The 13,089-nt window shown below is 44.7% G+C and carries 11 protein-coding genes; 3 read left to right on the forward strand and 8 right to left on the reverse strand.

The window, feature by feature from the left end:
* Positions 1-10: 10 nt before the first annotated feature.
* Both MHM99_RS05510 and MHM99_RS05515 read right to left on the reverse strand, forming a co-directional pair.
* Positions 11-1,132, reverse strand: coding sequence for an alkene reductase (locus MHM99_RS05510; RefSeq protein ID WP_049588122.1), 1,122 nt, complete (start codon positions 1,130-1,132; stop codon positions 11-13).
* A 211-nt stretch (positions 1,133-1,343) separates the two neighbouring features.
* Complete coding sequence (locus MHM99_RS05515; protein ID WP_239218460.1) at positions 1,344-2,663, reverse strand: carbohydrate porin; 1,320 nt, start codon at positions 2,661-2,663, stop codon at positions 1,344-1,346.
* A 499-nt stretch (positions 2,664-3,162) separates the two neighbouring features.
* Here MHM99_RS05515 and fucP point away from each other — a divergent pair, with 499 nt between their 5' ends.
* Together fucP and nhaD are read left to right on the forward strand one after the other, a co-directional pair.
* Positions 3,163-4,500: an L-fucose:H+ symporter permease gene (fucP, locus tag MHM99_RS05520; protein ID WP_049588118.1), complete on the forward strand. Its 1,338-nt coding sequence runs from the start codon at positions 3,163-3,165 to the stop codon at positions 4,498-4,500.
* A 247-nt stretch (positions 4,501-4,747) separates the two neighbouring features.
* Positions 4,748-6,001: a sodium:proton antiporter NhaD gene (gene nhaD / locus MHM99_RS05525; RefSeq protein ID WP_239218462.1), complete on the forward strand. Its 1,254-nt coding sequence runs from the start codon at positions 4,748-4,750 to the stop codon at positions 5,999-6,001.
* Positions 6,002-6,064: 63 nt separating this feature from the next.
* Here nhaD and MHM99_RS05530 read toward each other — a convergent pair whose 3' ends face one another.
* Together MHM99_RS05530 and MHM99_RS05535 are read right to left on the reverse strand one after the other, a co-directional pair.
* Positions 6,065-7,267, reverse strand: coding sequence for an anhydro-N-acetylmuramic acid kinase (locus tag MHM99_RS05530; protein ID WP_239218464.1), 1,203 nt, complete (start codon positions 7,265-7,267; stop codon positions 6,065-6,067).
* A 10-nt stretch (positions 7,268-7,277) separates the two neighbouring features.
* On the reverse strand, positions 7,278-8,603 hold the full coding sequence (locus MHM99_RS05535; RefSeq protein ID WP_049588114.1) for a peptidoglycan DD-metalloendopeptidase family protein: 1,326 nt from the start codon (positions 8,601-8,603) through the stop codon (positions 7,278-7,280).
* 316 nt (positions 8,604-8,919) lie between these two features.
* On the opposite strand from MHM99_RS05535, the gene tyrS reads away from it, so the two are divergent.
* On the forward strand, positions 8,920-10,119 hold the full coding sequence (gene tyrS, locus MHM99_RS05540; RefSeq protein WP_069944833.1) for a tyrosine--tRNA ligase: 1,200 nt from the start codon (positions 8,920-8,922) through the stop codon (positions 10,117-10,119).
* 55 nt (positions 10,120-10,174) lie between these two features.
* Here tyrS and MHM99_RS05545 read toward each other — a convergent pair whose 3' ends face one another.
* The 4 genes from MHM99_RS05545 to MHM99_RS05560 form a co-directional block, all read right to left on the reverse strand.
* Positions 10,175-10,528 carry a DUF1428 domain-containing protein gene (locus tag MHM99_RS05545; RefSeq protein ID WP_239218466.1) on the reverse strand — a complete coding sequence of 118 codons (354 nt, stop codon included), beginning with the start codon at positions 10,526-10,528 and terminating at the stop codon, positions 10,175-10,177.
* 97 nt (positions 10,529-10,625) lie between these two features.
* On the reverse strand, positions 10,626-11,984 hold the full coding sequence (locus tag MHM99_RS05550; protein WP_168462809.1) for an FAD-dependent oxidoreductase: 1,359 nt from the start codon (positions 11,982-11,984) through the stop codon (positions 10,626-10,628).
* Between the two features lie 30 nt (positions 11,985-12,014).
* Positions 12,015-12,620 carry a GNAT family N-acetyltransferase gene (locus tag MHM99_RS05555; RefSeq protein ID WP_039226178.1) on the reverse strand — a complete coding sequence of 202 codons (606 nt, stop codon included), beginning with the start codon at positions 12,618-12,620 and terminating at the stop codon, positions 12,015-12,017.
* Positions 12,617-13,018: a DUF2721 domain-containing protein gene (locus MHM99_RS05560; RefSeq protein WP_014950552.1), complete on the reverse strand. Its 402-nt coding sequence runs from the start codon at positions 13,016-13,018 to the stop codon at positions 12,617-12,619. Before MHM99_RS05560 ends, MHM99_RS05555 begins: the two co-directional genes overlap by 4 nt.
* Between the last annotated feature and the right edge of the window lie 71 nt (positions 13,019-13,089).

Consider the following 13,089-nt stretch of genomic DNA (forward strand, 5'->3'; position numbering starts at 1 on the left):
CCAAAGACAATCAGGTCAGCGAAGTCATCGCGTCCTTCCCACTCTTCTCGCGGTAGGTTTCAAAATCGTTGTAGCCTTCAACACCACCTCCGTACCACGACGATGGATCGTCAAAGGACTCGAGAGGGTAATTATGCTTAAATCGTGTCGGAAGATCTGGATTCGTGATCCAAGGTCTTCCAAACGCAATCATGTCACCATCGCCATCAGATAAACGTTTCTCGGCTTCTTCTTTGGTGTAGCCACAGTTTCCAATGATCATACCGTCGAATAGTGCTCTAAATTCAGCAAGGGTCATGGCTTCGCCTCGTTCATGGAAGCCAAAGGCCAAGCCATCCATTACGTGTAAATAACCTATCTCCAATTTGTTTAGCTGTTGGGCAACAAAGGTAAAGGTTTCACGAAAATCATCGGCCCCCATATCGTTAAATACACCGTTTGGCGATAATCTCACGCCAACGTGCTCTTTATCCCACACGCTCAACACTGCGTCCATCACCTCGGCCAAAAAGCGGTAGCGGTTATCGACACTACCACCATAATTATCGGTGCGCTGATTGCTGCGGCTATCCAAAAATTGATTGATGAGATAGCCATTTGCAGCATGAACTTCGACACCGTCGAATCCGGCTGCCTTGGCGTTAACGGCCGCTTTTTTGTAGTCTTGCACTGTGCGTTTTATATCGTCAAAGGTCATCGCCTTCGGCACTTCGTAGGGCTTCTTGCCTTTAGGCGTGTGAATTTCGTCCCCTTCAATTTTTATTGCTGATGCAGACAGGGGCAAATTTCCATTGTGGAAATCGCTGTGTGATGCGCGTCCAGTATGCCAGAGCTGCAAAACGATTTTTCCCCCTGCCTCGTGCACTCTATTGACCACCGAGCGCCAGCCCTCGACCATTTTGTCGGTATAAATTCCAGGGGTATCAACCCAGCCTATGCCTTCTTCTGAAATGGCCGTTGCTTCAGTAATAATGAGCCCTGCATCTGCGCGTTGTACATAGTGATCGCCCATAATTTTATTGGGTATGCGGTCGGCGCCAGCTCTACCTCTCGTCATAGGGGCTAATACCATGCGGTTTTGCAATGTATTCTCTGCCCAATCAAACGAGCTAAAAAGTACTGAGTCTGTCATTCTTATTCCTTATTCAACGTAGAATAGATTGATGTTGAAGCGCTAAGCGTATTGGTGCTCAAAACGCTATAAGATAGTAGTGAATACAGAGATAGCGAGAAGTTGGATTGGTAGAAAGTTGTCCTTGAAACTAATTAAACACAACGGCAGGGAATGGCATCGGTTTGAAAAAAAGCGCCCGAAGGCGCTGTAAAGTGTATTGCAGGGAGATTTAAAGTATCAAAGCCGCTAGGTTTACGTCGAACCTTAGGCCCAGAACAATCGCATCATCAAGTGCCATGACTCTGTCGCGCTGTGCGAATTGGTCGGGGTTGATAATGTAGTGAACGTTCGGCTGAATTCTTACGTGGTCATTGAGTTGATAACCATAACTTAGCTCTAACATGGTTTGGCTGCTTGCTGGTGTACCAACCCCGCCGTTTATGTTTCTTAATATACGCTGATCCTCTAGCGCTTCGTCACTGTACTGTTGACGGGTAAATACGAAGCCAATGGTATCGTCAGGGCGTGAGGCCAGTGTGCCTCGCAATACAAAGCCCGCTTTTATATAGTAGTCTTCAATCAGCTCGCCCGAAGTACCGGTTAGCACGGCACCGAATAGTGTTAACCCTTCTTTCGTAAGTGGGTTAGGACGAGTAACAGTTTGTTCAAAACGTGCGAATATACCCGAACGACCGTTTCTAACAGCGTAATCATTGCCTGACTGCGCCGCATAGTTGCCGTCCTCATCAAAGACTGGGTCGGTGTAGTCTGCGCCATCGTACCAACCGCCAATTTCGTAGCGTCTTGGAAGTTCGTCATTGTCCCACGTAGTTTGATATCCCAGAGTGAAGGGCACAACAACACCTGTAGCCTCATTAGTCGCCCAATCGAAGCCGTGATCGCCTAAGTCTTGATGACTGGTGTTATCTTCATAGACGCCGGTATGAAAGTATGTTTTTTGCGAAAGCCAGTATTTCGCATGGCCACCCCAACTCGAAACCGGCCACCAAGTAAAGTTACTGGTTCTAAATACAAAGGTTGGGTTCCCACAAGCAGCATTGGTTTGAAAATATTGACAAAGTTCAGAGCCTAAAAAGCTGATATTCGCTACTGTGCGGCCACCTTCCAGTTCTAAATCGCCATCTAAAAACGAGGAAGAAATCGTAAACCGTGCAAGACGGGTATTTTGGCCGCCAAAGATTTCTTGTACGGACGTACTGTTCCCAATGTAGTGCTCGGCTAAGTTTTTGCCGTGTCGGTTTGTCATGGCAATATAGATTTTGGTGTCTTTCCAGCCCGCTAGCGTATTTAAATCTAATTCCCCACCTACAAAGAGCTGACCAGCATAGGCACTGCCTCTGCGTTCACCACCGTCAATATTGGTGGCTGACTCACCCGTATAACTTGCTTGAAAGTCAAACGCGTCTTGAAACTTACTTTGTGATGCTGACGCAGTGGCGGCAACAATGGCGGCGCTTGCGAGGAGCGCTATTTGCAAGCCTATCTTACATCCAGAAAAGCGACGGGTAACTGTAGGTGTTTTCATCATTATTCACTCAATTAAAAATGTTTATCAACCGCAGCTTGTTATAAGCGTGTGACTGATGACATCTACGCATTTGTTGCTAACTCCTTGTTGACGCGAGATAAATCAGAGTTAGCCAACGTTACAACGCGTTAACATATGCATGTTTTGAACGAAATCTAACTAACCTTTGTTATTAAATCAACCTTGTTTATTTATTTCTTTTGCTATATTTGTGTGTTTTTCGTTAATAGTTGGGAGATGCGATGGCGATATTTCAAGGTGAGTAGAAAGCTCTCTGCAAGGCTTGCTATATTGGTTATGTAATTGTCTATTAAGAAATTTTTAAAGGAGGTTTTATCCGTTTGATAATAGTCACGCATTGTCTGTTAACGGTCGTCTACATATAAAGTCTAATTTTTAACGCAATTTGAAATAAGTAAATCAAATTGATTTATTGACAGGGGTAAAGAGCAATGCTTAAATTGGTTAACTAATTTTTTACAAGCGAAAGGCCGTTCTTATGAAAAACAACGCCCCTTTGGTTTCCAAAGACACATTGATTCCCTTTGTATTGTTAACGATTTGCTTTGCTGCATGGGGTGTGGCTGCGAACATGACAGACCCTTTGGTAAAGGTATTTAGTAAAATATTTACCATGTCGTCTTTGCAATCGGCATTGGTTCAATTTGCCTATTATGGCGCGTATTTTTGCTTAGCCATTCCTGCTGCTTTTATCAACAAGCGCTTTTCTTATAAAACAGGTGTATTGACCGGACTGGGCTGCGCGGCCGCGGGGGCATTTCTGTTTTATCCAGCCAGTCAAACCATGACTTACGGTTTTTTCCTTGCTGCACTTTTTGTATTGGCTGGTGGATTATCCATTCTGGAAACGTCGGCGAACCCTTACGTCATGGCGATGGGAAATCAAAAAAGTGCGACACGCCGTTTAAATTTAGCTCAAGCATTTAATCCCGTTGGTACTAATTTAGGTGTGTTTTTGGCTGCAACGCTTATATTGCCAAACCTGAATCAGGCATCTGCACAAGAGCGTGCCGCCATGTCGGTAAGCGAGCTTAAAAACGTGATAGGGGCTGAGCTTGATGCGGTAATGCTTCCTTATGTAGGTATGGCATGTGTACTCGTTTTGGTTTGGGTTGCAATCTTCCTGATCAAAGCGCCAATTCAAGAATCGGTTGAGTCTAGTGTGGAAGACGTTAAGTTGGGCGCTTCGCTTAAGCGGTTAGTAGCCAACAAGCATTATCGGTTTGGCGTATTGGCTCAGTTTTTTAATGTCGGAGCACAAACGTGCGTGTGGACCTTCACCATCCAATATGCAATGAAAGCGACAGGTGGCAACGAAGTGAGTGGTGGTGAAATTTTACAATACAGCATGATTGTATTTCTAATTTCTCGTTTCGTGATGACGTGGGTTATGCAGTACCTCTATCCAGCTAGACTGCTAATGATCATGTCACTGATTGCCATGGCGCTATGTATCTTCATGACACAGTCTCCTAATTTAGCAGGCGTAATCGCATTGGTATCTATCTCTGCCTGTTTGTCACTCATGTTTCCAACGATTTACGGCATTGCGCTTGAAGGTCTGGGGGAAGACACCAAGCTAGGCGCAGCAGGCCTTGTAATGGCCATTCTTGGTGGAGCTATTATGCCGCTGTTCCAAGCCGCCATTATTGATAGCGCAGGTGTTGTTGTGTCATATATTGTTCCAGCTATTTGCTTCTTGCTAGTAGGTGGCTATGGCTACTTCGACATGCGCGCCAAAAAGAGCAGCGCTAAGCCTCAGTCCGAAATAGACGCAGATGCCCTTAAAAAGATGGAAATGGGAATAGCTAAATAGTATTTCTTCAGAAACGTGTACGGGGCCAGTGATTCTATCACTGGCCTTTTTTGTATATTGAATACGTTATGTATTCCACTTTTTTGAGGAATGCACTCAATTAGTTAACAGCATTTTTTCACCGTATTTTCATCAGTTTAGTGCATGTTGAATATAACTGATTTTTCCCCTTGTATAGCGCAGAACACCTGCTAAAGCATGAACAGCAATCGTATAATTCACCCCTGACAATTTGGGAGTAAAACGTATGCTGGACTATGTGCTCATTGGCATAGCGGTAATGGCATTATTGGGTGTGGTATTTGAAGAAGTGCTACACGTGAATAAAGCCAAAACCACATTATTTTTCGGAACATTCGCATGGATCCTTCTTTTCATAGATGCGAATAGGGGCCCTCACCTAGCAGAGCTCAATGAACACCTCATAGAAAATATAAGCGAAATATCCACCCTCTGGTTATTCCTTGTAGCGGCAATGACTTTCGTTGCTTACCTTAACCGCAAAGGCATGATTGAAAACATGTTAAACATTATCATGCCGAAAAAAATAACCCTCAAAAAACTTATATTCTTCACCGCTATTTTTAGTTTTTGCTTCTCCTCGCTAGCTGACAACATCACAGCGACCTTGGTGTCTATTGCCATGGTTTTATCCTTGGGTTTGCCCTTTAACCAAACCATGCGATTTGCCGTGCTAGTGGTGTTTGCGGTGAACTCTGGGGGCGTGTCGCTAATAACCGGGGATGTCACCACTCTTATGATTTTCTTGGATGATAAGGTCACTATAACTCAGCTGCTCTTACTCGTTATTCCTTCACTCACAGCAGTACTATTTCTAGCGTTACTGTTGAGTATAGGTATGAAGGGGGAGGTTAAAATTAAAAAAACACGTCATGAACTCAGGCCGGTTGATTACGTAATTGCGGGAATATTCCTGTCCACTATTGTACTGACGTTAATTGCCAATGTGCTTTTTGCTATTCCACCTATGCTTTCGTTTTTAGCGGGTATGGCGGTTATGTTTTTAGTGGCAACCTTTATGGGAGAAGAAAAATATGATGATCCTATCTTGGACTATATTCGCCTAATAGAATTCGACACGCTGCTGTTTTTCCTTGGGGTGTTGCTGCTTGTCGGTATGCTCGATCACATTGACGCATTGGGCGCACTTTTACATGTATATAGCGTAATGCCTACAACAGGAGCCAACTTTGTGATGGGGGTGTTGTCTTCCATGATAGATAATGTGCCATTAACTGCTGCGTTGTTAAAAGCGGACATTGCCATGTCGACAGCTGAGTGGATGGCGTTCACGTATGCAGTAGGCGTGGGGGGCTCGTTACTTATTATTGGCTCATCAGCAGGTATTGTTACCATGAGTAAGGTAAAGGGCCTGACGTTCGCCAAATACGGCAAGTTCGTGTTGCTTCTTCTTGCAGCGTATAGCGTGGGTTACGCGCTGGTATTGGTGATGGCGAATATGTTTGTTACGGCAAGTTAAGGTGGCGACGTTGCTTTTATAAACAGAACCAATAAAGCGTTTGAGGGCGATAGCCTGTCGCCCTTACGCTTTTTTATATAACGCTCCGAGTACCGTGGCTTTCGAAGCCCCTGTGACTACAGGCACATTGCCTGGAATATCATTCACATACGCATGTGCAAACCACGCAAATGCTGCGCCTTCAACGTGCTGTGGATGGATGCCCAGAGCATGGCTGTCTGTTACTACATAATCGCTTAACGCATTGCTCAAGTTATGCATTAATGCTTTATTGAAAGCGCCACCGCCACACACTATAACTTCGCTTTTTGCGCCTTCTCTATTTGTTTTAGGAAAATGCTTCACAATTTCCTGAGCGATAGTGCTACCTGTTAGCGAAAGTAGGGTAGCTTGCACGTCTTTAGGGGCTAAATTATTGTTCTTTTCTTCGCTTTGCAGCTCAGCACTAGAAGGGAAGTAATTGGCAAGCGCATTACTTAACCAATTGATATTGAAATACTCTCTACCAGTACTTTTAGGCGCAGGCAAAGCGAAGTAATCATCCAATAAGAGCCTGTCTAACAGACCTGAGTGACAATGCCCTGATGCAGCCCATGCTCCGTCTTCATCAAAGCTTTTATTTAAATGAAGGCTTATCCACTGATCCATCAAGGTGTTACCGGGTCCGGTATCAAACCCTTTAGGTGGCGAAGCTTCTTGTTTTGGCGCAAGCAGTGAAACGTTTGCTATACCGCCAATGTTAACGAGTGCCCGGTGTTTATCTTCACTGGCAAATACTGCATTGTGAAAAGCTGGCACTAAGGGAGCTCCTTGACCACCAAGGGCAATATCTTTGCGCCTAAAGTCGGCAATAACATCAATGCCGGTAAGAACAGCGATGGTATTAGGATCGCCTATCTGACAGGTGAAGCCGCGTATGGATGATTCTGCAAAGTGTGCTGACAATACATCGGAATTCGGGTGGTGACGTATGGTTTGGCCGTGCGAGCCAATAGCCGTAATATCCGAAGGATGTAGGTTGTTTTTCTCAAGCAGCGCTAAGGTGACCTTTGCAAAGGTTTCAGCAACCAGTCTATCAGCGATGGCCAAACTATTAAGTTCATCAGGACCTTCACTACAAAGTGCATTGAGTGCAGTAAGTAATTCGGCAGAATAAGGAATTGAATGGGCGGCGAGGGTGGTGCAAGACGTTTGCGAGATGTCGCACAGGACGGCGTCGACGCCGTCCATGCTAGTACCTGACATCAGGCCAATATATTTTGCCATTTAGTCGTCGCTATTTCATTGCAAGCATAATGCGCTTGTTATTATCTAGCTGCTCTTGGCGTATTGCGGCAATTTCCATAAATCTTTCTCTCTCTTCCTTAGCAATAGGAAGCGCCTTCGGTAGCTCTACCGTACGAGGGTTTCGGTGAACACCATCCACTAAGAACTCGTAGTGAAGATGGGCGCCAGTAACCATACCTGAACTACCTAAATAGCCCACGGTTTGGCCTTGCTTAACCGTATCTCCCACTTTCACAGCACGCTTCTTAAAGTGAAGATATTTGGTCGTGTATTTCTCGCCATGCTGAATGAAAACATGGTGACCGTTATATTTATCGTATCCCGCTTTAATTACTTTACCGTCACCCGCAGCCATAATTGGCGTACCAACTGCAGCAACGTAATCTGTACCGCGGTGCGCTTTCCAACGCTTTTGCACGGGGTGGAAGCGAGCTTTTGTGAAGTTAGAGCTTACATATCTAAAATTCACTGGCGCACGCAGGAAGCTCTTACGCATACTGCGCCCTTCAGGCGTGTAGTATGTGCCATCTTCGTGAAGAATAGCGCTAAAATGCTCGCCTTGGTTAGTAAATTCCGCTGCTACGATGTCGCCGTAACCGACAAATTCACCGTCGATGTATTGCTCTTCGAATACTACGTTGAACGTATCGCCAGAACGGATCTCAATGGCGAAGTCGATATCCCAGCCGAAAATACCCGCCAAATTCATAATTTGGTTGCTGGTTAAGCCTGCATCACTGGCGGCGTTCCAAAAGCTTGAGTGAATTTCACCTTGGGCGAAGTTGTAGCGAATGTCTACATCTCGCTTTTCAAGCTCAGCGGTTAAGGCGCTGTTCTCATCCGACGATTCTGGACGTACAAACAGGGTTTCAGTCGAAGACAATTTGTACTTTAGCTCGCCGAAGCTGCCGTCTTTATTCGCTTTAAACGATAGTTCATCGCCGGGCAATAAAGTAACCAGCGTTTTTGTTAGCTCTCCTGCCTGCGTCACGTTATATACGTCACGCGAAGTGAAGCCAGCACGCTTAAAAAGCTTTGCTAATGTATCGCCACTGCGCACCTTGTACGTCTGCCATGAAGATTCTTCTTCACCAGAAAATACGTTGGTTGACGGCGCAATATGAAGCTCCACCGGATAGCGGACACCCGCATCCAGAATGTGTGCTTCTTGATGGCGACTGGCTTCTACTGGTTCACTTGGAAAAAGAATAAGCCCACCCAGAAATAAGCTAGCTACTGCTAACCCAGTTCTGTGCTGTTTCGGTAATTTTTTAAATAAATTTAGCGCTTTAGAAGCGTCTAATTTCTTTCTCATACTACTGCCCACCTGAGAAATGTTATGTGCACAACACTATTTCACATACGTTGCTTAAAAATGCAACTTTTCTCATTATATTGTTAGCGCAAATTGTTACACCCAATAGCTCTTATCATGAAGACTATTTCTTGAGATTACTGAATACAGTCCACGATAATTCAGCACTCTAATCCCACATTAAAAACTGTTGGGTTTAACAACATGACTGTTTGTAATCCGTTTTTTGACGCGCAAACCTTTTAATGGTTCCGTTGTACGCGTAAAATGCCCGCCAATATTGAATATACAGTTTTTTTAAGAGTGTGACGTACAAATGAAAGATTGGCAAACAGCGCTAGCTGAGATTAAACGGGGCGTTGATGAAATACTCCCCGAAGAGGATTTAATTGAAAAACTAAAATCCGGCAAAACCCTAACCATCAAAGCGGGTTTTGATCCAACTGCGCCTGATCTGCATCTTGGTCACACTGTGTTGATCAACAAGTTGCGTACATTCCAGCAACTAGGCCACAAAGTTGTTTTTCTTATTGGCGATTTTACTGGCCTAATTGGCGATCCTACAGGTAAAAATGTAACACGCAAGCCTTTAAGTAAAGAACAGGTATTAGAGAACGCGAAAACGTATCAAGAACAGGTGTTCAAGATCCTTGATGAAGATAAAACGGAAATACGTTTTAACTCAGAGTGGATGGACGACCTTGGTGCGGCGGGCATGATCAAACTCGCTGCAAGTCAGACCGTTGCACGTATGCTTGAGCGCGATGACTTTAAAAAGCGTTATAACAACGGTCAGCCAATTGCTATTCACGAGTTTCTGTATCCGTTAGTGCAAGGTTGGGATTCTGTTGCGCTAGAGTCAGACGTTGAATTAGGTGGTACTGATCAGCGCTTTAACTTGCTAATGGGTCGTGAGCTTCAAAAAGAGCAAGGCCAAAAGCAGCAATCTATTGTAATGGTTCCGCTTCTAGAAGGTCTAGACGGCGTTCAGAAGATGTCTAAGTCTTTGAACAACTACATTGGTATTACAGATGCGCCAAACGATATGTTTGGTAAAGTGATGTCTATTTCTGATGATTTGATGTGGCGTTACTATGACCTTCTAAGCTTCCGACCGCTAGAAGAGATTGCTGAGCTTAAAACTCGCGTTGCTAACGGTGAAAACCCACGTGATATTAAAATCATGCTGGCGAAAGAAATTATTGCACGCTTCCATGACGACGCAGCGGCAGAAGGCGCGCATCAGGACTTTATTCAACGTTTCCAGAAAAACGCTATTCCTGACGACATGCCCGAGCTTGAAATTGCATTAAGTGATGAAGGTATTGCCATTGGTAATTTGTTGAAAGAAGCTAACCTTGTAGGTTCGACTTCAGATGCTATGCGCATGATTAAGCAAGGCGCAGTTAAAATTAACGGCGATAAAGTGGAAGACACCCGCTTAGTAATCACCGAAAAAGGTGAAAATGTGTATCAGGTGGGTAAACGCAAGTTTGCGCGTATTACACTAGCCTAATGTTTTTCTGATAGTTTTCGAAAGCCCGCTTAGTTTAGCGGGCTTTTTTTTACTTTTATAATTCAAGAATAGGTACGAAGCCCCCATAAATAAGGCGCTTGCCGTCGAAAGGCATGGGGTTTTCGTTTTCCTGCATTCTAGGATCTTCCATCACCTTTTTCCAAGCAGTATCACGTACTTCTTTTGAAGGCCAAAATGCAATGGAAAACACCACGGTTTCATTTTCTTTGGCTTTAACAGCCATCGGGAAAGACGTGACTTCCCCTTCAGGGACATCGTCACCCCAAGCTTCAAGTACTTTCGTCGCACCATACTCTTTAAAAATATCGCCGGCGAGTTTGGCGTGCTCTATGTATAACGCTTTATTTTCAGTGGGAACGGCTACAGCAAAGGCATCGATATATGACATGAGGTGACTCCGTCAAAGAATAGATACCTAAAATAGCCTAATTTATAGACAGCATGCAATGCTTAACTTTAAGGTGAATCGTAATTTATAACCATTACTAGCGTTCTGCTATTTTCGCCCATTGGTACAAACCATGCAGTGCCAGTCTCCTTGCTTTCGCAAAGGGGTAGGTTTTCAAAGGAGAACGATAAAGGGGAAGCGATAAATCGACGTCATTGCTACCCATCATACGTTGAGCAAGTCGTTGCCCTGCAAACGCGGCAAAAGATACGCCCGAACCGCAATACCCCATGGCGTAACCGATATTACCGCTAGAGCGGTTTAATTTGTTGCCGCTTACCTCATTGTCGATGAAAATTCGGGGCATACTGTCTAACGATACACTTACCCAACCACTCCAAAAATAATCCATGGCGATACCGCTAAGTGAAGGGAAACTATTAAGCATCGCGCGGTATAGTCGCTGTTTCTCTGACGCGTTATCTGCATCTTTACCTTTTACGGCACCACGACCGCCGAATAATAATCTGCCATCTGGCAAAACACGGTAGTAGTATTTCATCATCCGTGTATCCATAAAGCTCATTGGCGTGGTTAGGCCAGACTTTGCGCGCTGTTCGCTACTCAATGGCGCAGTGACAAAAATGCTCGACTGAACAGGAAATTGCTTATTGTCTACGCTGTCATGAAAGCGCTTAGGGGTATAAGCATTAGTAGCAATGAGTATGTGTTTGGCCGAAACTGACCCGCTGGGTGTTGCGACAACATATCCGGTCTTGTGCTTTTCAATGCGAATGGCTGGCGAGTCGTAAAAAAGCGTTGCTCCAAGCTTCTTTGCTACTCTTGCATATTCGCTTACTAATTTTAAAGGGTGTAAGCATGCACCCTTTAGCTCAACGCCACCATACGCCCCTTCAATACCAAAGCGCGCAATAAGGTCTTTTTCACTAAGTGGAGAGCTCGGTACGTTGAAGTGTGACTCAAGATGCTTAGCACTGGCACGGAGTAGTTCGGCTTGCTTTGGGTTATGCGCCAGTTTTAAATAGGGTCCTTCTACCAAATCGACCTGAATATCAAAGTCTGCAATACGTTGTTTAAGCAGGTGTACCGCGCCATCAAACTCGCCCTGCATAGCTTTGGCGGTGTCACGACCCCACTTGTCCTCTATGGCGCTTAAGCTCAATCGGCCGCTACCCGAGAGGATAAAGCCCCCGTTACGGCCCGCACAGCCAAATCCCGGTGAATTCGCATCAAGTAGCGTGACTTCTTGTTTCGCTTGAGCAAGTGTGATGGCAGCTGAAAGACCGGTATAACCACCACCAATGACGAGGTACTCAGTGTTTACCTTCTTGTTTAAAGGCGGCAGTGTTGGTGGTTTGTGTGTGGCATGCCAGTAGCTGTTTGCCGCGGGTAACATTGATGAAACGCCGCGTGAAATAAGAGGATCGTAGGTCATAGAATAAAAACGTTTTTACCTTTGGCGTACTTATGGGGCTTGAAATTGAAGTAGCATTTCCGCACCTTCACACTCGCAATAACCCTCGCATACAGGGCAATCGTAGCCTTCGTGAATAGATGCGTAGCGCCATTTATTGGGATGCTTCTTTATAAGCTGCCCCCCATTTTTAGTGAAGTACTTAAATGCGCTGTTGCCAGGGCTTGCCAACCAAATATGTGCTAAACCCGCTTCTGCGCCTTGAATTTGCGCACATTCAATCGATTTACTTAATAGTCTGCTGCCAATTCCACAGCCCTGCATTGCGGGGTCTACCGTATTACATTTGAAATAACATACGGTATTTGGATCTACTGGCCAAAGGGAAGGGCTGCACCACTCATCTGCTTCCCATTGTGTATGCGCAAAGGTTAGCCTGAAACCAACAACCTTTTTTTTGTATAGGGCTACCCAGCTAGCATTAGTATTGCCAACAAAGCTCTTTGCATAGTAATCAGCAAGTAGCTCGTTGGTTAGGTAGTTATCTCCGTGCACGTGATTACCAAGAGCAATCACCCCTGCAAAAAACTCAGGCGCTAGAGACTCGTAGCTGATATCACTTTGAATTATGTGGCTCAAATGATTTGTGGGCTTCATACTTTTTCTTTACGCGGGGCGTTTTTCATCCCGTCAAGGTGCACATCCAAGGCTTCAACTGATATCAATATTTCTCTTACCGACATCCATAGTGAATACAGAAGTGATACTAAACTTGCAGCAAACACCCAGTTTCCTACCTGTTGATAGGTGAGGTATATCGCTAGCATGGATACTACACAAAGAAAAAAACTACCCACACCTGCTATTTGCATTCGCTTAATAAGTTGAATACGTAATCGAAGGTTTTTTATTTGTGCTTGAGTATTCTCATCTCTCTCTTCTTTTGAAAAGTTTCGGATAATAGTTGCAAGCGTTAAAAAGCGATTGGTATAGGCTAGAAGCAATAAAGAAATCGCCGGAAATAACATGGCCGGAGTAGCAATATCTATTTTCATGGGTGTTTCATACAATCGTCGAGTAAAAAGAGTGTATCACAGGGGCTCAGTTACACACAGTAATCAGCCAA

This window comes from Alteromonas sp. MmMcT2-2 (assembly GCF_022348305.1).
In the GTDB taxonomy this organism is placed as follows: Bacteria; Pseudomonadota; Gammaproteobacteria; order Enterobacterales; family Alteromonadaceae; genus Alteromonas; species Alteromonas macleodii.